The sequence below is a fragment of the Pseudoalteromonas sp. 2CM28B genome, from assembly GCF_023161935.1.
The window spans coordinates 191,457-214,526 of record NZ_JALNTH010000006.1; the positions used below are offsets into that span (position 1 = coordinate 191,457).

Consider the following 23,070-nt stretch of genomic DNA (forward strand, 5'->3'; position numbering starts at 1 on the left):
TAATACAAACAAACGATTGGAACTATATTTAAATTCTCGCCATAATGGCTCCAACAAATCAAGAGGAACAAACTATGTTAAAGAATATTGAAGGTCAAACAATCCCAAGCGTTACATTTGCAACACGTCAAAACGACGAATGGAAATCAGTAACCACAGACGAAATTTTTACAGGCAGAACCGTTGTTGTGTTTTCACTACCGGGCGCATTTACACCAACCTGTTCATCAACTCACTTACCACGCTACAACGAGTTAGCCGGTGTACTTAAGCAAAATGGCGTTGATGAAATTGTATGTGTATCAGTAAACGATACATTTGTAATGAACGCATGGGCAGAGCATCAAGAAGCGCAAAACATCACATTATTACCTGATGGCAACGGCGAGTTTACTGACGGCATGGGCATGTTAGTAGATAAAAACGATTTAGGCTTTGGTAAGCGCAGCTGGAGATACTCTATGCTAGTTAAAGATGGCGTTATCGACAAAATGTTCATCGAACCAGATTTACCAGGCGACCCGTTTGAAGTTTCTGATGCAGACACAATGCTTGACTACATCAACCCAAAACAAACTAAGCCAGAGCCAGTAACCGTATTTACTAAACCTGGTTGCCCTTTCTGTAAAAAAGCAAAAGAGCTACTAACAGAAAAAGGCTACGCATTTGAAGAAGTTGTTATGGGTGCAGGCGCTACATTAACAAGCCTTAAAGCAATTTCTGGCCGTGACACTGTTCCACAAATATTTATTGGTGGACAACACATTGGCGGCTCAGACGATTTAGAAAAATACTTTGCTTAATAAAGTAAAAAAATAGCAGGGGCGTACGCGCCCCTCTATATCAATCTCATCGCTCAGATTGAAAATAATAAAGGATACCACTATGAAAGAATTACAAACCGATGTTGTTGTTATAGGTGCAGGTACTGCAGGCTTAAGCGCATACCGTAACGCAAAACAATTCACCCCTAACGTTTTAATGATTGAATCAGGCCCGTACGGTACTACCTGTGCACGCGTTGGTTGTATGCCAAGTAAATTACTTATTGCCGCAGCCGAAGCCGCGCATTCAATTGAAATGGCACCTGCATTTGGTGTACATAGCTCAAAGCCAAGAATAGACGGCAAAGCAGTTATGGCACGTGTTAAAAGCGAACGAGACCGCTTTGCAGGATTCGTAGTAGAAGCCGTAGACGACATTCCTGATGAAGATAAAATTCGTGGCTACGCCAAGTTTTTAGACGCCAACCGCGTACAAATTGACGATGACATCATTATTACTGCTAAACGCTTTGTAATTGCCACCGGTTCACGCCCATCATACCCAGGCGTGTTTAATAACTTTGGTGACAAACTTATTATAAACGATGATGTATTTGACTGGGACGACCTACCAGAGTCAGTGGCTGTATTTGGCCCAGGCGTAATAGGCCTAGAAATTGGCCAAGCACTTAGTCGCTTAGGCGTAAACGTAAAATTATTTGGTGTTGGCGGCGCAATTGGCCCACTTACCGACCCAGTAATTAAAGACTATGCAAACACTGTTTTTGCTGAAGAATTTTTTGTAGATACCGACTCAAACGTATCTGACATGATGCAAGTTGGCGATAAAGCCCAGCTTACTTACACCGATAAAGACGGTGCTAAACACACCGAGCAATTTGACTACGTACTTGCAGCCACAGGCCGAGTACCCAACGTAGACAAGCTAGGTTTAGAAAATACCGGCATAGAGCTTGATGAGCGCGGTGTGCCACACGCTGACCCGCACACAATGCAATGTGGTAACTCAAATATATTTATAGCGGGCGATGCCAGCAATATGATCCCCCTGCTACACGAAGCATCTGATCAAGGCACCATTGCCGGACAAAATGCTGGGCGCTTCCCCGATGTACGCATTGGCCTTCGCCGCGCTAAAATAGCCGCAGTGTTTAGCGACCCACAAATAGCAATGGTTGGCGACAGCTATAAACAAATTACAGACCGCCTAGGTGAATGTGGTTGCTTTGAAGTAGGCGAAGTGAGCTTTGAAAACCAAGGCCGCAGCCGAGTAATGCTTAAAAATAAAGGCCACATGCGCGTTTACGCAGAGCAAGGCACAGGCTTATTTTTAGGTGCAGAATTTATTGGCCCACAAGCCGAACACCTTGCTCATTTATTAGCATGGGCTGTGCAAAACAAAATGACCGTACCAGAAATGCTGGATATGCCATTTTACCACCCAGTAATTGAAGAAGGTTTACGCACTGCCCTACGCGATTTAAATGCCAGACTTAAATTTGGCCCAGATATTATTAACAGCTGTATGGAATGCGGACCAGGCGCTTAACTTTTATACAGCAATAAAACAAATACATACTTGCTAACAAAAAGCCAAAACAGTCGTTTTGGCTTTTTTATGCGCTTTTTTAACGCTAATACCCATTGTATTAAATTATGAGGTATTGATAGCAACAGATAAACAGAGTACATACAAAGGCCTAATTTCGATAAGTATTTGTTCTACTTAAAAATTTATAACGCTGTTTACGCTTTATTTAGCACGCTAGAATGACTAAATTTTTAATTCGATTGCTATAACCTCTCAAAAATTATTTTAGCTGTTACACTTATTTGATAACTCAATCACAACAAGATGGAAAAGCTATGCCCAATAATAAATTTAGACTAGTCACCCGCAGCGATTTTGACGGCTTAGTATGTGCCGTACTGCTCAAAGACTTAGACCTAATTGATGACATTTTATTTGTACACCCAAAAGACATGCAAGATGGCAAAATAGACATAACTGCAAACGACATTACCACTAACCTACCCTACGTTGCTGGCTGTCACATTGCATTTGACCATCACTTAAGCGAAACCGTACGTAACGCAAGCGATATTAAAAACCACGTAATTGACCCTAAAGCTCCTTCTGCTGCACGCGTTGTTTATGATTATTATGGCGGCGCAGAAAAATTTCCAAACATCAGCACAGACATGATGGAAGCGGTAGATAAAGGCGATGCTGCGCAGTTCTCAAAAGACGAAATACTCAACCCTACATACTGGGTATTAATGAACTTTATCATGGATGCACGCACAGGCCTTGGCCGCTTCCGCGAGTTTAAAATTTCAAACTACCAATTAATGATGAAGCTAATTGATGCCTGTAAAGATCAAAGCATTGAAGATATTTTAAAAATGGAAGACGTAGCCGAACGCGTTGCGCTATATAACGAGCATAACGAAAAGGCCAAAGAGCAAATAGCACAATGCGCAACCGTGCATAAAAACCTCGTGGTGCTAGATTTAACTCAAGAGGAAACTATTTACGCCACCAACCGCTTTGTTATTTACGCCATGTACCCCGACTGCAATATATCAATTCACAAAATGTGGGGCCTTAAAAAACAAAACGTAGTATTTGCCATAGGTAAATCAATCACCAACCGCAGCTCAAACACCAATGTGGGCGAGTTATGCCTTAAATACGGCGGTGGCGGCCACTTAAACGCCGGTACCTGCCAAGTAGAAACCAGCAAAGCCGAAGCGGTGCTTGGTGAGCTGATTGATACGATTACGAGTGATGGTTGAGCTGTAAGCTGTAAGCTGTAAGCTGTAAGCTGTAAGCTGTAAGCTGTAAGCTGTAAGCTGTAAGCTGTAAGCTGTAAGCTGTCTGATCTGACCCCGATAAAGTAGACACGGGGTTTTAATTCATTGATTCATATTGTATGGGGCTAACATTTCCAATCGTCCCATGCATTCGCACTGAGTTGTAGTAATTCTCAATATAAAAACGACTTTGTATTGTCATTTCGCTACGACTCAGTTCATTTAGATTACTCATCCATTCTTTTTTGTACTGAGCAAAAAAACTTTCTGAACAGGCATTATCCCAGCAGTTCCCCTTTCTCGACATGCTAATCGTTACACCTCGCTTGTTCAACCACGATATAGTCTCTTTAGCTCGATACTGGCTTTACACACAAAACTAAAAGATCGACCTATCAAATTACATTACGATTTAAACATTGTTGAGGAAACTGGCGAGTGCTTGCAAAGCTATTACGATGGTGAACTCATACTTAAAGTAAAAGGCTTGTGGTTCGCTGGTAAAGCCATAATCACAAGGCACTACTCATGGAAGGTAGAAAAAGCATAATCTAAAGCTTTAGTGTATTAGCTAAAGCTCCATATTAACTAAAGAGAGCTAAAGCTACCTCTTTTAAATGGAATTGCAGTTAAATATAACATTTCAAATAGCTAAAGCTCTTAACTAAGCTTTAGCTCATATTAAATACCATCTCACATCCATAAACAGCCTTTAGCTTACTATTTGCCGGAATGGCAAAAAGGGTCTTACTTGGAGTTCTGTAAATAACTGTACTTAACCTTAATTTTATCCACTACATCTATGATTTAGTTGCTAACTATAATTATATACAGCACACTATTTAAAATGAAGGCACTTTAAAATGATATGGATCTCATTGAAACATGCTTAAACAAACATTCGATAACACCGCAATTAAAAAAGTACTCACATCCAAAGATGTATTCCGCTGGAATTTTCTAGATAATTTTGAAGATATTGAAGATTCTATCGATGAACTCGCTGAAGCTATTAAATCTAAAAATTACATAATATCTCCATTAAGATGCGAATCTAAAAGAGGAAAACCTACATATCAAGCAGCAGATATTGAAGATGCTATATCCATTAAAATACTCGACAGATACATCAGACGAATTTATAAGGTTAGGCAATCAGATAGAAATAGGATTATAAGTCAGGTATCTACATTGCTAAAAGATTCAGGTGATTATGCTGTAATGAGGCTTGATATAGAAAAATGTTATGAATCCATGAATTTTGAGAAAACCGTCAAAAAATTAGACGATGATATGATACTTGCCCCAACCTCAATGAAATTACTTCATTCAATCCTAAAGCACAGCAAAGAAACCGACATTAAAGGTTTACCTCGAGGCTTAGCCATTTCTCCAACATTAGCAGAACTCTATTTAGAACCAATAGACAAGTTTATCAAGCAGTTTGATGGTGTGATTTACTATACTCGTTACGTAGATGACTTGTTCATTTTAGTTGATAAACATACCCAGAACACTTTATTGGAAGCGTTAAAAAACGAGCTAAATAAGATCAATTTGGTTTTAAATGAGAGCAGTCATAAACAATATATTGGTTTATCTCAAAGTGCAAAATTTAATTATCTTGGATACCAATTTACCGTTACCCCCACAAGGAACAGAGCAAATAAGGTTGAGCTAACCATTTCCTTAGATAAGATAAATAAATTAAAACAAAAAATAGCAAAAAGCCTTAATGAATATAAAAAGACATCAAACCTAAGATTATTACAACAAAGACTTAACTATCTAGCTGTAATTAAAGTGATTAAAAAAAGTAAGAACGGTACTTTACTGAGTGGTATTGCACATAATTATAGGTTTGTATCTGATAACTATCACTGTTTAAAAATGCTAGATGGTTTTTTAATAAAAATGATCAACAACCCTATATATGGGCTTACTCCTGCTAATATTACTTCTCTATCAAAAATATCATTCTACGGCTCTGTTACAAATAAAAAACAGGGAAAGTTCACAAGAAGAAAAGCTTTTTTAATAAATCAGGTTTGGAAAAATGTCTAATTTAATTAATGTGGATACTCAAGATAAATTACGGACATTATTGACTGATGTTTTGCCTTATGAGCTCCCTCTTTGGTATACAAACTATGCCATGTATAACGCCTTAAAGAAGCGCTGTAGCCTATACGAAACGGTATCTGGATTAGGCAATAATTTTGCAGGAAGTAAAAATAACTTTATACCTTTGAATTACTCAATCTCTAGGGGAGGTGTTAAATTTCGTGAGCTATCAATTATGCATCCAGCTGCACAATTAAGAGTTTGTGATTTCTACGATAGCTTTTCAGAGCTCATAGAATATTATTGTAATAAATCAACTAAGTCCCTTAGGTTTCCAGCAAAAAAAACAACTAAATTCTATGGTAAGGTTTTTGGAGCAGAAAGTGGATACGCTGGAGTTGAGGGGGTCGCAGAAGATAGGGTTACATCTAGCTCATATTTTAAATATAAACGTTATTCTTTCCTATACAAATTTTTTGAATCATATGATTATCATAAATTAGAAAAACGATTTAGCTACATGATGCAAACTGATATTGCTAAGTGCTTCCCGAGCATATACACACACTCAATTGGTTGGGCAACAAAAAGTAAAAGATTAGCTAAAGATAAACCTTATGGTAGTTTTGATGGGGAATTCGATTCTTTAATGCAAGATATAAACTATAGGGAAACGAATGGAATAATTATCGGCCCTGAAGTGTCGCGTATCTTTGCAGAAATAATTCTGCAACAAATAGATTTGGATTTAATTAAAAGGTTAGATAAAGGTAGAAACGGTATTGAAAAACTAGTCGTTGGTCAAGATTACGATTTCAGAAGATACGTTGATGATTATTTCATATTTTATAGAGATGAAAGTGTACGTGATACGGTTTTTTCAGCCTTAGAAAAGTGCTTAATTGAATACAAATTATATCTCAATGATTCAAAAACATCTTATGTAAAGCGCCCCTTTGCAACTGAAATTTCCCTGTCAAAAAATGCGTTACGAACCACAATAAATGAACTTTATAAGAGTAGATATAAAGAAGATAAAACAATCGCATCATTACAGCACCCTGACTGGAAGGCAAATAAAACAATATCTTCGATTAAAATGTCACTTGCTGAATATGATGTTCAATATAACTCTATCTCTAACTACTTATTTAGCTCCATAGAAAAGAAAATGAAACTTTTTTTAAATAGAACTTCGCAACTTGACTCTATTGACATTGAGCATGTTAATTGGCTCCTAGTCGATCTTGACGTTCTATTTTTTATACATGCAATGGATATAAGAATAAGAACAACAGACAGATTAGCAAGAATGATTAATATCTTACTGTCACTAATTGCTAGTTGGTCTGAAAACTTCAAAGATTTAATCAATAAGAAAATATTCGATATGGTGTCACAAGCTATTAGTATAATTACTAGCTCCTCAAAAGGTATTGTAGGTTTAGAAACTCTTAACCTACTTGTGATACTTACTATGCTACCAAGCGCCTTTCATCTCACCCAGAGTAAATTAAAGCAGTATTATACTCATATTAGAAAGTCATCCGATACTCAAGATTTTTATTTTAGTTGGGTAACTTTCATGTTGTACATAAGAGATGAAATTGAATACAATGAATTTAGATTAGAATTAATCAAAGACGCTGAAGCTTTTATCTCTAATCATGCAGATAACTTTAAATCGACTGAGTTTTTTCTAATGTTTTTTGATTTCTCTTCTTGCCCTTTCATAGATAAACAGAAAAGAAAGGTAATAGTAGAAAAGATAAAAGCCAAAACTGGTAATACTTTTAACGATAATAAAATTAACGAAGTATTAAAGTATGATTTTGTTGTTAGCTGGAAAGACACTAAGTACTTACAAAACATTTTAAGTAAGAGAGAATTTGTTTTTTCTTACGACTAGTTCGACTACCCGTTTCGATATTGTTACTGTTTAGCTGCGTTTTTATAAGCATGTTAAATAAGGGCATGTTAATGCCACACACACGAAATGAAGCGGGTAGCCCCCAAAAAAATTAAATTCCCATTTCTAATTCAAACCAAAGCTTTTGTTTGGTGGAATATAATTTATATTTACTAGAGCAACAAGCACGTTGCTACACATGTGCTACACATGTGCTACACAGAAATAGAAAAACACAGAAGTCAACTTATAACCCATTGATTTTATTGGTAGCCCCTGCAGGAATCGAACCTGCAACTGCCCCTTAGGAGGGGGCCGTTATATCCATTTAACTAAGAGGCCGCATCGAGCTTACAGCTTACAGCTTACAGCTTACAGCTTACAGCTTACAGCTTACAGCTTACAAAAATTATAACGGCATCTTGTTTTTCATATCAAGCTAAAATTAACTTAATTGCTTGATAAATATATATCTTCTTTGTTTAACACGTACAGTGGTATGAGTTTGCGGCTGCTTGCTACAATATGTTTGCTGTGAACATTTATAACGCGGGTGTTTACTGCTACGCCATTTGGGCGGTAAATTAACGTACCTGCTAATACATAGTTAGCCATGCTGCTTTCGCTTAGCTTTTCTATATCGCGAGATAACACAAAGTCGCCTCTGTTTGATACATCAATGTTGTCCATGGTTTTAAAATCTACCACGCCGTAGCCAAATTTTTGCAGCTGATGAATAAACGTCTCTGCTAATTGATTACCCAACTGATTACTTTTATTAAGCGATGCGTCTAAATCTACAATGGTGGTAACCGCTATGTTGATGCTGTTGTTATCGGGCGCTTCGGCTTCAAGCGTATCGACTAAATCCAGCGCCATTTGCTCTACATAGTTTGCCAGCGTTTTGTGGTGTTTAAGCGGTGTAAACTGCCTTGCTGTGTCGTACTCACTTTGCTGCTGCACAGATTGGTTGGCATACATAGGCGTGGGTTGGCTACTTTGCGTTACCACGGTGTAGTCTGAGCGTGTGTTTATGCTTTCGTTATGCTCATTATTTTGCGTTATTGAACAGCCAGTTAATGCTAACGTTGCCGTTAGCCCCGCTATAGCAGATAGTTTGTAAAACATGGTCAACCTCACTCGCTGGCTTGTTTAAGCACAATTCCGTCGGTGCGATAGCTACTGTTTAGCGCATCAACCACTGATTGAGGAATAAACCCTTGCGCACTGCCCACTACCGCTTTACTTTTAATGCCCACTATTCGAGCATTTACCAGTACGCCGCCTTGGTGGCTCACAAGTGTTCCTGCTAATACGTAATTAAAGTTTTGATCTTGGTTTAGCTCTAGGTAGTCGCGGCTAAATACAAAGTCGCCTGCGGGGGTTACTCGCATATAATCGGTGGTTTTAAAATCGATAACCGGTACTCCAAAACTATGCAGCTCGTGCATAAAGCTTTCGGCTATTTGGTTACCTAACAGGCTTCCATCGCTGTAATCATCATCTAAAAATACAAAGCTAGAAACGGCAAGTGGCGTTTTGTCGTTTACGTATTGCAGGTTTTCGACCATGTCTTGCATTATACCGCGCACATAATGGTTTATATTTTTGCGTTTTGCAGGGGCACTTTTGGTGTAGTTACTTTGCTTGTTTAAATTAGACTGAAATAACGCTTCATTTGGTGCAGGTGCTTTTACCGCACGTTGCTCTGAAACAAGCTGGGCTGCATTATCTTGCTCAACTTTCTCCGGCTCTGAATGTAGCGAATTTAACATTTGCGAACAGCCAAAGCCTAATGGCAAACATAGGGTAATTAATAGGTTTCTCATGGTGTGCTCCTGATTAATATTCGCTGCGGTACAAAGAGCCGTCACGCTGCTGAATTTTTTCGTTTCCCCACATTACATTTATAGGGATCTCTGTGCTGCCTGCCGACAGTACTTGCTTGTTTTCAATATTAACGAGTCGTGCATTAACTATGTAAGCATGCTGTTGGCGCGTTACAGTGCCGGTGATGACTAAGTCAATATTTTGGCGATTGCGTAATTTACTTAAGTCGCGGCTTAATATGCTGTCTGCGTTGTGCGCTAATATAAGGTTATTGCCAAGGCGGTACTCAACGGTATGATAGCCAAGCTGGGTAAATTGCGTTAATAAGCTTTCTTGAATTTGTAAGCTCAAACCCGAGGCCTGCCCTGCTACTAGCTTAGTATCTAAAGCATCGGCATAAAAAAAGCTACTCACACCAATGCGCGCATTGGCATTTAAAGCGCCATTTACATGGTTAAGCTGCGAGGTTAGATTTGCTACATACTCGTTAACGGTATAGGGTGCCATTGCTGCTTTTGGCGCGTCAGTAGGCACACTCGGCTCTGGGGGCGGAACCAAGTTGCAAGCAGTTAAATTTAACAATACTAAAGGCAGTAAAAGGCGCATAGTTGCCGTCCTCTTTAAAACATACCGAGGATAAAGCAATTATTATGCCTAATTAACCTAAACTCTGGATAATAAACCTATCTCTAGCCAGAGATAATAAATTTAAGTATCAAGATAGTTCAATATGCTAGTAAGGCTCTTAACCAGAGTTCAGGTTAATTAACTTTGAGGCGTTTTGACGTAGTAGGTTACAAAGCAAGTATTATTGTTTATTAATGACTTACATGCATCCTTTGCTGCTTCTTTTGTTTTAAACGCACCAAGCTTTAATCTATAAAAGGTGTGCTGGTCAATCAATACTTGCTCGGTATTTACTTCAAGCTTATTTGAGGCTGATTGAAATTGCTTTATAGCCGCTTCAAGTACCGCTTTATTTTTATATGCCCCCACTTGCACAGCAAACAGCGCATTTGTATTCACAACAGCTAAGTGGTTAGTTTGCTGCGGTTTTGGCTGCGCGTTAAGTTGTTTTAATTTATCTACTGTGCGCTGTAATTCACTTTCTAGCTTTAACAGTCTTTCTAGTTGAGGCTTGGTTTGTTGCCACTGCTGCGCTGACTCTTTGAGTACGGCTAAATCATCTTTTTTAATGAGCACCGCCTGCTTTTGGGCCGTTGCTAGTGCGTGAGCACTGTTTGCTAATGCAAAGCCTAAAACTAATGTGGCTAAAAAATCCTTGTAGTGCAGCATAAGTATGTTGTTAATATGGGTAAGAGTGGGCGCTATTTTAACAGCCAATCAACGCTTAGCAAGTCACGCATGCTAGTACCTATTGCACTTTTAAATCAATTAGCTTAATTAAGTAATCTATTTTGAGGATAGTAAACGTATTGATAGCTAGGCAAAGAAATTCGCTATTTAGTTGCTCTAAACGAGATTTATTAACGCAGAACGCTACACGATTAGCCCCGTAAAGTGATTATTTATTATTGCGGGTTGGTATCACTATTAAAGTTTAATTGGCTTATCGGTGTAGTTACTTACAATGCAGTCGAGCTTATACATTTTAAATACTTCACAGTCGGCTTTGGCATTTTTAAGGTTTTTATAAGAGCCAAGCTTTAAGCGATAAAAGGTTTTATCATTTATTTTTGCGGTTTCTACGTTGGTTAATATTTTATCTCTAAATAGTGGCGCTGCTTTGGTATTTAGTTCTTGCCAGGCCTTAGCTACATCCTGCTTAGAATCAACCGAGGCAACTTGTAATGCAAATACATGTTTAGGGGTATTAAGCTTTATAGTTTGCTTTTGGTTATTGTTAGCAGCTTTGTAAGTTTGCTGACGACGTGGCTTATTACTGGTTGTACGCGAAGGCGTGCGAGTGTAACGGCTACTGTAGGCAGGGCTTGCATTAGATTGTGCAATAGCTTTAGAGTTTATTATATCTATATGATTAACCAGGTAAGTAATTTCTTTTTCAAGCTTTAAAATACGCTCTATACCGGCGCGTGCTTGCTGCCATTGCATTGCGGCATCTTTTAATTGCGCAAGCTCTAGTGCAGTTATCGATACGTAATCGGGCGTGGTGTTAGGTATTTCATTATCAACAGCAGGTTTAGCGGTAGGCGTAATAGAGCACGCCGTGCCAAACGTAAGCGTAAAAAGGCATACAAAAAAGTGTTTATAGTATTTTTTTAATTTAAGCATGTACCCGTTATCCTGAAAGCAGTGCCTGTGCACTTACATTTCAGTTAAACGTTCTCACAAGAAAGCGTTTAACTTATCTATTAAACAATGAGCAAATTTGCTCCTATACGTTAATTTACCTGCAAAGATAAAATTAACACGACCCTCCATGGGTGTGGCTTTTAATACAACTTTAATGCCAATTAACATAAACCTTTCAATATAAATTACGTTGTGTTTAAAAATAACGCAAGTCAAATTCAGAACATAATTAAGCGTAGCCCATCTTTATTACTCGCGTCGTTAAAATTGAGTAAAGCTATACTCATAGTGGCATTAATAATTTAGCAATAAAAAAGGCGCCTAAACAGGCGCCTTGGTGGGTAATTTAATAAAACCTAAATTAACGATTTAATAAATGTTTTTAAATCATCTGCAAACTCGTCGCGGCGCAAAGCAAACTCTATCGTTGCTTTTAAGTAGCCTATTTTACTACCACAATCGTGGCTGCGGCCTTTCATTGCGTACGCGTCTACTTTTTCTTGCTGCATGAGCATGGCAATTGCATCTGTAAGTTGAATTTCGTTGCCAGCCCCTTGCGGCGTTTTAGCAAGCAGTGGCCAAATGTTTTCGCTTAATACATAACGCCCTACTACCGATAGGTTTGAAGGTGCTTCATCTACTGGCGGTTTTTCTACCATGTTAATAATTGGCGAGCTTTCACCTTGGTGAAGCTCTACGTCACCTAAATCAACAACACCAAATTTGTCTACTTCGTCCATTGGTACTGGCTCAACCATAATTTGGCTGTGCTTAGTTTCTTCAAAACGGGCGATCATCTCTGCTAGGTTGTCTTTTTTAAGGTCGCTCTCTACGTCATCAACAATTACATCTGGCAAAATAACCACAAAAGGTTCGTTGCCAATAATTGGCGCTGCACAGTTAATTGCGTGGCCTAAGCCTTTAGCTTCACCTTGGCGTACGTGAATAATGGTCACATCTTTAGGGCAAATTGCCTGTACTTCGGCAAGTAATTGCCGCTTTACGCGTTTTTCAAGCGTGGCTTCTAGCTCAAAGCTGGTATCAAAATGGTTTTCGATAGAGTTTTTACTTGAGTGCGTTACAAGTACAATCTCTTTAACGCCTGCTGCTACCGCTTCATTTACTACATATTGAATAAGCGGGCGGTCTACCACTGGGAGCATCTCTTTAGGGATAGCTTTTGTGGCAGGTAACATACGCGTTCCAAGGCCTGCTACGGGGATCACTGCTTTCATCTTGTTCTCCTTAATCTTATTATACTGAAAACGGATATTGGATTGGTTCGTGGCATTGATAGCCTACTACTTCAAAATCGTCTCGTGTTACCCATGTTTCTATATCTTCTAGTGATTTTATGTTTGGGTTAATATTTAATTGCGGTGAGTCAAACGGCTCACGTGTTAGCTGTACATCGCGCATTAACGGTAACTGGTTTTCGTAAATATGCGCATTAGCAATTTTATGATACGCCTTACCTGCTTTATGGCCGGTAATTTGCGCTACCAATGCCAGTAATACAAAACACTGAATTTGATTAAAATTAAGCCCCAGCGGCACATCGCAACTGCGCTGATACGATGTTAAATACAGTGTGTCGCCAAGCAGCGAAAACGTATGCGTGTGCATACATGGGCGCAAGCAACCAAGCTCAAACTCACCAGGATTATAAAAGGTAATTATTTCACCTCTGTCATCAATCCCGTTTTTTAAGTTATTTATTACTTTAGCAAGCTGATCGAGCGTTGAGCCATCTGGGCGCTGCCAATTACGCCCTTGCACGCCATAAACGCGGCCCATGTCGTCCTCGCCTTTGCGGTTAGGGTTATTTAGCCATGCGTTATTATCGTTTGCGTTTGCATCCCACGTTTTACAGCCTATATCGCGAAATTGCGCTGCGCTATGGTACCCGCGTAAATAACCTAAAAGCTCTGCTATAGCGGCTTTGTAGTAACTTTTACGAGTGGTGATCATAGGAAATTTATTATTACCTACATCGTATTCTAAGTCGGCATTAATAACGGTTAAGCAGCGCGTGCCTGTGCGTTTGTTTTCTACCCATACACCTTCGTCAACAATGCGCTGACATAATTTTAAATATTGTTTCATGATCTGTTCTTACTATGCCTTTGCTGCGGTTACAGGTTGCGGTTTTTTGTACGCCCAAATTAATAGCCCTAGGCCACCAATTATCATAGGTAACGAGAGTATTTGACCCATTGAGATAAAATCGGCAAATAGGCCAAGCTGCGCATCTGGTTGGCGGAAATATTCAATACAAAATCTAAATACGCCGTACCCTAATAAAAATACACCGGCTACACTGCCTGCAGGGCGAGGCTTTTTAATAAACCATAATAAAATTAAGAACAGGACTAGCCCTTCAAAAAAGGCTTCGTATAACTGCGATGGGTGACGCGCAAGCGGCCCACCCGTTGGAAATACCATTGCCCATGGCACATCGCTTACACGGCCCCATAACTCGCCATTTATAAAGTTACCAATACGCCCTGCTAATAAGCCCACCGGAACCAGCGGCACCACAAAATCTCCCACTGCGAATAGTGATTTTTTGCGGGTTTTGGCAAATAGTATAATAGCGGTAATAACCCCTAATGTTCCGCCGTGGAACGACATACCGCCTTGGTCAATTCTAAATAAATATAATGGATTTTCTAAAAAGTAGCTAAACTGATAAAACAATACATAGCCAATTCTGCCGCCTAAAATAACCCCTAGCATGCCGTAAAAAAGCAAGTCGCTAACTTGCTCTTTAGTCCAGCCAGAGTTTGGTTTTTCGGCTTGACGATTAGCAAACCACATCGCAAATGCAAAACCAATTAAATACATTAAACCGTACCAACGTACGCTTAGCGGTCCAACAGAAAAAATTATTGGATCGATTTGAGGAAACTCAAGTGCCATAAATAAACCTTTAGCTAAAAACCATTTTAAGTGCGATGAGCACAAGCAACACCGCGAAAATTTTCTTTATTATATTAACAGGTAAATAATGAGTTGCTTTAGCCCCTAAGGGCGCCACAAACCACGATGTTATTACAATACCAAATAATGCAGGTAAGTATACAAACCCTACGAACCCATGGGCTAAATCGGTTACCTGCCAGCCTGCGCTTATATAACCAATAGAGCCAAATAGTGCGATAACAATGCCGCTCGCTGATGCACAGCCTATCGCTTTTTTCATATCAACTGAAAAGTAATTAAGCATAGGGGCAATAAGTGCGCCGCCACCAATACCTATTAAACCAGAAAGCGCGCCCATAAGAGCAGAAATGCTCCCTAAAATAATCCCTTTTGGTAGCGGTTTTTCTTTAAGCGATTTACTACGTGATGCCAACACCATTCTGCCTGCAATAAACACAACACTTATTGCAAACACGCTGCGTAATGCTTGTTCGGGTATTAAACTTGCGGCAAAGCCACTTATTAACGCACCTAAGCCTACACCCGACATAACCCACGGTGCAATTTGCCACGGCACATTATCATTTTTATGATGAGCCAAGACTGAAGAAGTAGAAGTGAATAAAATAGAGGCAAGCGATGTTGCAATAGAAATAACTAATACGTGATCAGGTGAAGTAACGTCAAACATCAGTAATAAGCTACTTAAAACAGGCACAATAATTAAACCGCCGCCTATCCCTAATAGCCCAGCTAAAAAGCCAACTACACAGCCAAGTAGCGCACAACTGGCCACGAGTAAAGCTAAGTCATACATAGTGTTCTCAAATACCTTTTCGTGCGCCTATATTAAAGGATTATAAAGTTAATAGCATCTTTAAGCGCTGCATTATTTGGCGGTATAAAACAGATCGCCTAATTGGTGTTCAATCATAAAATTGCGCGTTAAGCGCAGTACCTGTTTAGCGTTCGATTGCACTAAGCACTCTGCGAGTAATTGCTGCATATCGTTAATATTTAAGCGCCTTAAAATCCACTTTACTTTAGTTAACGACGACATGTTCATACTTAAATGCCTATAGCCCATGGCAATGAGTAAAATAGCGCCCTCTGGCTCGCCGCCTAGCTCGCCACATAAACTAAAGGGTAAACGGTGTTTATTACATTCATTCGCTACTTTATTTAATACCCTTAACACACCGGGGTGATATGGGTTAAATAACTGAGCCACGCGCGCATTTGCTCTATCGACAGCAAGTAAGTATTGCGTTAAATCGTTACTGCCTACTGAGCAAAAATCTACTTTTTTAGCCCACTCGTCGAGCATAAATATACTTGAGGGTACTTCAAGCATAATGCCCACTTCTGGGCGCTCCAAGTTTTGCTCTGGGTGTTTTTCTGCCAGTTCAAAATAAGCTTGTTCAAATAACGCGAGCGCTTCGTCTACCTCTTCTGTACCGCTGATCATAGGCAGCATTATTTTTAAATTACCTAAGCCCATGTTTGCTTTTAACATAGCTTTGAGCTGATCTAAAAACAGCTCTGGATGGTCAAGGCTTATGCGTATGCCGCGCCACCCTAAAAAGGGATTTTCTTCGGTGATATTAAAGTAATCTAAAACTTTATCGCCACCAATATCTAGGGTTCGCATAACCACAGGCGCTGGGTGGTAACTTTTTAGCACCTCCCTATACCAGTTTTCTTGCTCAGCTTGCGATGGAAATTGCCCCTTTTGCATAAACCATGCTTCGGTACGATAAAGCCCTACCCCATCGCAAATATGCGCACTGCTTTGCTCTGTATTAAGCTCAAGCCCTGCATTTAGCATTAAATTTATTTGCTCACCATCTAAGGTAACCGACTGCGCACTTTGCTCTGCTAAAAAGCGGTTATTGAGTAGTTTATCTTGGTGCTTTAACTGTGCGTATTCATCGAGTAACACTTGCGAAGGAGAAATATATAAACGCCCAGCAAAGGCATCTAAAATCATTGGTTTGGCATCAAATTGCAATAAGGGTAAATCTTCAATACCCCAAATAGCCGGTATTCCCATCGCTCGGGTTAATATAGAGGCATGGCTATTGGCTGAGCCATTCACACTCACTACACCGGCTAAATGCCCGTTAGGTACTTCAGCCAGCATGGCGGGCGTTAAGGTATTAGCAATTAATATGGTATTGGGTGGGTAATCTTTTACTGCGTGCTCTGTGTTTACAAGGTGGTGTAATACCCTTAAACCAATGTCTTTTACATCAACTGCGCGCTCTTTAATGTAGGGGTCTTGCATGGCATTAAACTGCGAAATAAGCCGCTCAATAACAATTTTTAAGGCGCTTTTTGCACACCAGCCCTCTTGTAACTGTACCTCAACATTGTGGCCTAAACTTTTGGCATCAAGTAATTGTTGGTATACATCAAATACCGCGAGTGCTTCTCGCGGAATTGAGTCACTCAAGGTCATAGACAGGGTATTAAATTCTTTGCGGGTGGCAGCAACGGCTTGTGTAAACAAACGGCGCTGCTCGGCGCTATCGGGATCTTTTTTTAGCTCTATAGATTTAAAATCAAGCTTAGGCAGTACCACAAAGGCTTGGCCAATCCCAATACCTGGTGCACTCGATACCCCTTTGAGCACTGAGGTTTGGTGTGATGATTCGTCTTGGCGTAAAAGCTCTTTTATTTCAGCATGCGCAAGTTGCGAGGCTAGCTGCGCTGAAAGGGTAATTAAAAACGACTCTTCGTCTTGGCTAAAAACCCGCGCCATTTTTTGTTGTACAACAATAACGCCCAATACCTTTTTTTGATGCACAACAGGTACAGACAAAAAGGCATTGTAACCTTCTTCGTTTACTTCGGGGGAGAGCTTAAAACGCGGATGAGATTTTGCAAAAGCTATATTAATAGGCTCTTCACGCTGGGCTACTAAACCTACAAGCCCTTCGGTAAAACCAATTCTAAACTTACCTACGGCATCGGGGTTAAGGCCTTCGGTTGCCATAAGTACAAAGTTATCTTGGCTGTAGTCGGCAAAATAAATAGAGCAGCACTGGGTTTTCATGGCCTCTTTAACCATTTTCACAAAGCACACTAAGGCACTGTCTAAATTCGCTTGTTGCGAAACAGACTCAGCAATAGTTCTAAGTGTTGCCAGCATTACCTGCTCCTTATTTTATAATTATGCTACTACCTTTTGTGTCGCCACTGTTCTTTATGATGTTCTCTTTTATTAAAAGGCATTGCAAACGGTGCAAACTCTTTCATCACCCGTCTGTATACATCGCGTTTAAACGATACCACTTGCCTTACTGGGTACCAATAACTCACCCAGCGCCAATCATCAAACTCGGGATGATGTGTTTTAAGCAAGTTTACATCTTCATCTTTGCAACGCAGTTTTAATAAAAACCATTTTTGTTTTTGCCCAATACACACCGGACTAGAGTCGCGGCGAATTAATCGCTTGGGTAATTTATAGCGTAACCAATGTTTTGAGCTTGCAACTATTTCTACATCTTCTGGTCGCAAACCTACTTCTTCGTGTAATTCACGGTACATGGTTTGTTCGGGTGTTTCTCCGTCATCAACACCGCCTTGGGGAAATTGCCAAGAATGTTGACCGTAACGTCTAGCCCAAAAAACCTGCCCCTGATTATTGCAAATTACAATTCCGACATTGGCACGAAAACCTTCGGCATCAATCACCTTAGTGCCTCATTTGTAAGTCGATTTTTAATGATTGTTCCACATTAGCTGCAATTCGGCAAACACTATTATCCCCAAAGTCATCACGCCCTAATCGCACGTTTACTATTTACACTGTGCATAACGACTTAACCTTAAATGAGCACTGAGTAATTACAAGGATAAAATAACCCTTAATTGACGCAACTTTTAGTAAAAAAAGCTAAGCTATGCCTTGATTATTATGTTTAGTGCTATTTACTCACAGCTTGTGTATAACTTTTGATAAACAAGGCTATTTTGCAAACAAGTCCACAATAGCAGATCTAAAAACTCGCTTTCTCCACAGATTCTGTGGATAAACATGTTTATATAGTTGTATTTATCCCATATAGAATTTGCTAACTTAATTAAAGCTGAATGAGTTAATTGAAAATATTAAAGCTAGTCAGTCACTTACAGTTAAACTGTGACTTTTTGGGGTGAGCAAAATTACGCCAAACACAGTGCGTATAAAAAACAACCAAAAGCAAAGATATCCACCTTACGGGGGTTTTGCTATCATGGCGCTGTTAATTATTCAAGGTAAATGAGTAGCATGCGACCAACAAAACCCCATTCAATTAATGACTTAATGCAACGCGTAAACGCTATTGCCGGTTTAACATTAGGGCAATTAGCCTCTCAATACAGCTTTAAAACCCCTGACGACCTATTACGCGAAAAAGGCTGGACCGGGCAACTTATTGAATACGTGTTAGGCGCTACTGCAGGCTCAAAACCCCTCCCCGATTTTGAAGATTTAGGCATTGAATTAAAAACACTGCCTATTTCGTATAAAGGAAAACCCTTAGAAACCACTTTTGTGTCGGTTACCCCCCTTATAAACGTAACCGGCATGACGTGGCATACAAGCGCTGTGCGTAAAAAACTCAATCATGTTTTATGGCTGCCTATATTGAGTGAGCGCGATATTGCGCCTTTTGATAGAACCATAGGCAGTGGTTTTTTATGGCAGCCTACGCCTGAGCAAGATGCGTTGCTACAACGAGACTGGGAAGAACAAATGGAGTTAATAGCGCTTGGGCGAGTTGATGAAATATCGGGCCATTTAGGTGATGCCATTCAAATTAGGCCAAAAGCAGCTAATAGCAAAGTGGTTACCGATGCTATTGGCCCAAATGGGCAAACAATAAAAACCTTACCGCGTGGTTTTTATTTAAAAACCAGTTTTACTGGTGAAATATTGAAGCAGCAATTTCAGCTCTGAGCTGTGCAGAAAATATTATGAGTTAAGCAAATCCTGTTTCGCACTACTTGCGCGTGTCAGCAAGCTTAACGCCTACAAGATATTTCACCTTTTTTAATAAAACAATTTGTGGTTTAAATAAAGAGTTTTCACTTTTCTTGTACCCTCTTTTCGCACTGCGTGCGCGCGTTAGCAAGCTTAACGCCTACAAAGCATTCTCATCTCTTTAAAAAATTATCAGGCATAAAAAATCCCCGCATTAGCGAGGATTTTATTATCTAAAATTAAAAATAAGATTCTATATAGAATAGAATTACTGACCTTTAACTTCTTTAAGACCGTTGTAAGGTGCTTTAGAACCTAGCGCTTCTTCAATGCGAAGAAGTTGGTTGTACTTAGCAACACGGTCAGAACGGCTCAATGAACCTGTTTTAATTTGACCTGCAGCAGTACCTACCGCTAAATCAGCAATAGTTGCATCTTCTGTTTCGCCAGAACGGTGCGAAATAACAACTGTAAAGCCTGCATCTTTAGCCATTTTGATTGCTGCTAACGTTTCAGTTAGTGAACCAATTTGGTTAAATTTAATTAGGATTGAGTTAGCAATACCGTTATCAATACCGCGTTTTAAAATCTTTGTGTTAGTTACGAATAAATCATCGCCTACTAATTGGATTTTATCGCCCATTAATTTAGTTTGGTGTGCAAAGCCATCCCAATCTGACTCATCTAAGCCATCTTCAATAGATACAATTGGGTATTGCTCAGTTAGATCTTTTAAGAAGTAGTTAAACTCTTCTGAAGTGAACTTTTTGCCTTCACCTTTCAGATCGTAAATGTTTGCTTCTTTGTCGTAAAACTCAGAGGCTGCACAGTCCATAGCCAGTGTAATATCTTTACCTAGCTCGTAACCTGCGTTTGCTACAGCTGTTTTAATAGCTGCAAGTGCCGCTTCGTTTGATGCAAGGTTTGGTGCAAAACCACCTTCATCACCTACCGCTGTAGAGTGGCCGTCTGCTTTTAATACTTTAGCAAGGCTGTGGAATACTTCAGCGCCCATACGTAGGCCTTCGCGGAAGTTTTCAGCGCCAACAGGTTGGATCATAAATTCTTGAATATCTACAGAGTTATCTGCATGCTCACCACCGTTGATGATATTCATCATAGGTAACGGCATTGAGTAAACACCTGGCGTACCGTTTAAGTCTGCGATGTGCTCGTAAAGCTCAACTTTTTTAAATTGTGCAGCGGCTTTTGCAGTCGCTAGTGATACCGCTAAGATAGCATTTGCACCTAGTTTTTCTTTATTTTCGGTGCCATCTAAATCTAGCATTACTTTATCTACAGCACTTTGCTCTAATGCATTTTGGCCTTTTAGCGCATCCGCAATTTCGTTGTTAATAAAACCAACTGCGTTTAATACGCCTTTACCTAAGTAACGGGCTTTGTCACCATCACGTAGCTCTAGTGCTTCGCGAGTACCTGTTGATGCACCTGAAGGAGCGGCAGCGCGGCCCCAAGAACCATCAGCTAAATATACATCAGCTTCAACAGTAGGGTTACCACGCGAGTCCATAATTTCGCGACCAATTACTTTTACGATTTCTGACATCTTGATTCCTCTATATTCCCAAAATGGTGAGTTCAGCTAACTTTACTACGTTTTATATCTTTTAGTCAGCCCTTTAGACAAAAAAGCCGTGCAATATGCACGGCTTTTTTTAATTACGAAGACGTTTTTTGATGAGTATGAGCAGCTGCTACAAACCCTTCAAATAACGGGTGACCATCACGTGGTGTTGACGTAAATTCCGGGTGGAATTGCGCGGCAATAAACCATGGGTGATCTTTATTTTCGATGATCTCTACTAGTTTTTTATCTTCTGATAAACCGGTAAAGCTTAAGCCTGCTTGCTCTAATTGCTCTACAAAGTTGTTGTTTACTTCGTAGCGATGACGGTGACGTTCAATAATTTCTGTATTGCCGTACACTTCGTGCACCTTAGAACCCGGCGTTAAGTGACATTTTTGTGCGCCTAAACGCATGGTGCCACCTAAATCAGATTTTTCATCACGTATTTCAATGTTACCCTCAGCATCTAACCACTCGGTAATTAAGCCCACTACTGGCGCTTTTGAGTGAATATTAAACTCAGTTGAGTTAGCGTCGGTTAAACCTGCAACATTACGTGCGTATTCAATAAGCGCTACTTGCATACCTAAACAAATGCCTAGGTAAGGTACTTTGTTTTCACGGGCATACTTAGCCGCTAAAATTTTACCTTCAACACCACGGCCGCCAAAACCACCTGGTACTAAAATAGCATCTAGATGAGAAAGCAGTTCTACCCCTTTGCTTTCTAGGTCTTGCGAGTCAACGTATTCAATATTAATGGTTAAACGGTTTTTAAGACCTGCATGTTTTAGTGCTTCGTTAACTGATTTGTATGCATCTGGTAGTTCAATGTACTTACCAACCATACCAATCGTTACTTCGCCAGTCGGGTTAGACTCTTGATAAAGTACTTGTTCCCATTCAACTAAATCAGCTTCTGGTGCGTCAAGGTGGAAACGACGACATACAAAGTTATCTAGCTCTTGTGATTTTAATAGCGCAGGAATTTTGTAAATGCTGTCTACGTCAGGAAGCGAAATAACCGCTTTTTCTTCAACGTTTGTGAACAATGCAATTTTTGCACGTTCGTTGTTAGGCAATTTACGGTCTGAGCGACAAATAAGAATATCTGGCTGAATACCTACAGAGCGTAACTCTTTAACTGAGTGCTGTGTTGGTTTAGTTTTTACTTCGCCTGCAGGGCCTAAGAATGGCACTAGCGTTAGGTGAATAAATAGCGCGCGTTCGCGGCCAATTTCTGTACCTAACTGACGAATTGCTTCAATAAATGGTTGTGATTCAATATCACCTACTGTGCCACCAATTTCTACAATCGCAATATCATGACCTTCAGCACCGTCGTATACACGTTGCTTAATGTCATTTGTGATGTGTGGAATAACCTGAATGGTTGCACCTAAGTATTCACCACGGCGCTCACGACGTAGTACATCTTCGTACACTCGCCCTTGTGTGAAGTTGTTGCGGCTGGTCATTTTGGTGCGAATAAAACGCTCGTAGTGACCTAAATCAAGATCCGTTTCGGCGCCGTCTTCTGTAACGTATACTTCACCGTGTTGAATTGGGCTCATTGTGCCTGGGTCAACGTTTATGTAAGGATCCAGCTTTAAAATGGTAACATCTAAACCGCGGGCCTCTAAAATAGCTGCCAATGACGCTGCTGCAATACCTTTACCCAACGAAGAAACAACCCCGCCAGTAACGAAGATAAATTTTGTACTCATGCGAACCCTAGAATATCAGGAATTAAAAGGAATATAACACCCGAGAAAGAGACTCTGGGTATATCATCAAGACGGGGCGAAATTGTACCAAAACAGCGTTGAGCAATCCAGCTAAAAATAGCGTTTACGTGCACAAAAAATGTTCGTTGATTAACATTAGGTTGTACTGAGCTAAT

At 39.9% G+C, this 23,070-nt stretch carries 19 protein-coding genes, 1 tRNA gene and 1 pseudogene; 6 read left to right on the forward strand and 15 right to left on the reverse strand.

The annotated features are described in order from the left end of the window. Window positions 1–74: 74 nt before the first annotated feature. The 3 genes from MTN96_RS11130 to MTN96_RS11140 all read left to right on the forward strand — a co-directional run bounded on the left by MTN96_RS11130 (window position 75) and on the right by MTN96_RS11140 (window position 3,584). On the forward strand, window positions 75–803 hold the full coding sequence (locus tag MTN96_RS11130) for a glutathione peroxidase (RefSeq protein ID WP_138579905.1): 729 nt from the start codon (window positions 75–77) through the stop codon (window positions 801–803). 82 nt (window positions 804–885) lie between these two features. Then, on the forward strand, window positions 886–2,334 hold the full coding sequence (locus MTN96_RS11135; RefSeq protein WP_029774513.1) for a dihydrolipoyl dehydrogenase: 1,449 nt from the start codon (window positions 886–888) through the stop codon (window positions 2,332–2,334). Between the two features lie 317 nt (window positions 2,335–2,651). Then, on the forward strand, window positions 2,652–3,584 hold the full coding sequence (locus tag MTN96_RS11140) for an exopolyphosphatase (protein WP_248531581.1): 933 nt from the start codon (window positions 2,652–2,654) through the stop codon (window positions 3,582–3,584). A 115-nt stretch (window positions 3,585–3,699) separates the two neighbouring features. Here the strand turns inward: MTN96_RS11140 and MTN96_RS11145 are convergent. Next, a pseudogene (locus MTN96_RS11145) lies at window positions 3,700–3,966 on the reverse strand (integrase core domain-containing protein); the annotation flags it as partial. A 521-nt stretch (window positions 3,967–4,487) separates the two neighbouring features. Here MTN96_RS11145 and drt3a point away from each other — a divergent pair. After that, entirely contained in the window at window positions 4,488–5,666 is a 1,179-nt protein-coding gene (gene drt3a / locus MTN96_RS11150) for an antiviral reverse transcriptase Drt3a (protein WP_248531583.1), read from the forward strand. After that, the gene (drt3b, locus tag MTN96_RS11155) at window positions 5,659–7,575 is read left to right on the forward strand and encodes an antiviral reverse transcriptase Drt3b (protein ID WP_248531585.1); all 1,917 of its coding nucleotides are present in this window, start codon (window positions 5,659–5,661) and stop codon (window positions 7,573–7,575) included. The genes drt3a and drt3b overlap by 8 nt, the downstream gene beginning before the upstream one ends. Before the next feature lie 267 nt (window positions 7,576–7,842). Here the strand turns inward: drt3b and MTN96_RS11160 are convergent. The 12 genes from MTN96_RS11160 to rppH form a co-directional block, all read right to left on the reverse strand. After that, window positions 7,843–7,917: transfer RNA gene (locus tag MTN96_RS11160), tRNA-Arg, on the reverse strand. Between the two features lie 108 nt (window positions 7,918–8,025). Continuing rightward, window positions 8,026–8,703, reverse strand: a complete 678-nt coding sequence (locus MTN96_RS11165) for a FlgO family outer membrane protein (protein ID WP_004586249.1) — start codon at window positions 8,701–8,703, stop codon at window positions 8,026–8,028. 8 nt (window positions 8,704–8,711) lie between these two features. Beyond that, window positions 8,712–9,404, reverse strand: a complete 693-nt coding sequence (locus MTN96_RS11170) for a FlgO family outer membrane protein (RefSeq protein WP_248531587.1) — start codon at window positions 9,402–9,404, stop codon at window positions 8,712–8,714. Window positions 9,405–9,417: 13 nt separating this feature from the next. Then, entirely contained in the window at window positions 9,418–10,011 is a 594-nt protein-coding gene (locus tag MTN96_RS11175) for a FlgO family outer membrane protein (protein ID WP_248531592.1), read from the reverse strand. 159 nt (window positions 10,012–10,170) lie between these two features. Further along, window positions 10,171–10,749, reverse strand: a complete 579-nt coding sequence (locus tag MTN96_RS11180) for an SPOR domain-containing protein (protein ID WP_004586246.1) — start codon at window positions 10,747–10,749, stop codon at window positions 10,171–10,173. Between the two features lie 210 nt (window positions 10,750–10,959). After that, window positions 10,960–11,658 (reverse strand): SPOR domain-containing protein, encoded by a 699-nt coding sequence (locus MTN96_RS11185; RefSeq protein ID WP_029771919.1) that lies wholly within the window; start codon window positions 11,656–11,658, stop codon window positions 10,960–10,962. A gap of 377 nt (window positions 11,659–12,035) precedes the next feature. Further along, the gene (gene galU, locus MTN96_RS11190; RefSeq protein WP_004586244.1) at window positions 12,036–12,914 is read right to left on the reverse strand and encodes a UTP--glucose-1-phosphate uridylyltransferase GalU; all 879 of its coding nucleotides are present in this window, start codon (window positions 12,912–12,914) and stop codon (window positions 12,036–12,038) included. A 19-nt stretch (window positions 12,915–12,933) separates the two neighbouring features. Continuing rightward, on the reverse strand, window positions 12,934–13,785 hold the full coding sequence (locus MTN96_RS11195; RefSeq protein WP_248531594.1) for a thymidylate synthase: 852 nt from the start codon (window positions 13,783–13,785) through the stop codon (window positions 12,934–12,936). A gap of 12 nt (window positions 13,786–13,797) precedes the next feature. Further along, a complete protein-coding gene (gene lgt / locus MTN96_RS11200; protein WP_004586242.1) occupies window positions 13,798–14,601 on the reverse strand; it encodes a prolipoprotein diacylglyceryl transferase in 804 nt (267 codons plus the stop codon). A gap of 10 nt (window positions 14,602–14,611) precedes the next feature. Continuing rightward, window positions 14,612–15,421 carry a sulfite exporter TauE/SafE family protein gene (locus MTN96_RS11205; RefSeq protein ID WP_248531596.1) on the reverse strand — a complete coding sequence of 270 codons (810 nt, stop codon included), beginning with the start codon at window positions 15,419–15,421 and terminating at the stop codon, window positions 14,612–14,614. 72 nt (window positions 15,422–15,493) lie between these two features. After that, window positions 15,494–17,758, reverse strand: coding sequence for a phosphoenolpyruvate--protein phosphotransferase (ptsP, locus tag MTN96_RS11210; RefSeq protein WP_004586240.1), 2,265 nt, complete (start codon window positions 17,756–17,758; stop codon window positions 15,494–15,496). A gap of 29 nt (window positions 17,759–17,787) precedes the next feature. Then, a complete protein-coding gene (gene rppH / locus MTN96_RS11215; RefSeq protein ID WP_004586239.1) occupies window positions 17,788–18,306 on the reverse strand; it encodes an RNA pyrophosphohydrolase in 519 nt (172 codons plus the stop codon). Window positions 18,307–18,883: 577 nt separating this feature from the next. Between rppH and mutH the strand changes: the two genes are divergently transcribed. Further along, entirely contained in the window at window positions 18,884–19,555 is a 672-nt protein-coding gene (gene mutH / locus MTN96_RS11220; protein WP_248462370.1) for a DNA mismatch repair endonuclease MutH, read from the forward strand. A gap of 292 nt (window positions 19,556–19,847) precedes the next feature. Here the strand turns inward: mutH and eno are convergent, their stop codons facing one another. After that, window positions 19,848–21,146 (reverse strand): phosphopyruvate hydratase, encoded by a 1,299-nt coding sequence (gene eno / locus MTN96_RS11225; RefSeq protein ID WP_029771921.1) that lies wholly within the window; start codon window positions 21,144–21,146, stop codon window positions 19,848–19,850. A 113-nt stretch (window positions 21,147–21,259) separates the two neighbouring features. Beyond that, window positions 21,260–22,894: a CTP synthase gene (locus tag MTN96_RS11230; RefSeq protein ID WP_004586236.1), complete on the reverse strand. Its 1,635-nt coding sequence runs from the start codon at window positions 22,892–22,894 to the stop codon at window positions 21,260–21,262. Window positions 22,895–23,070 lie beyond the last annotated feature (176 nt).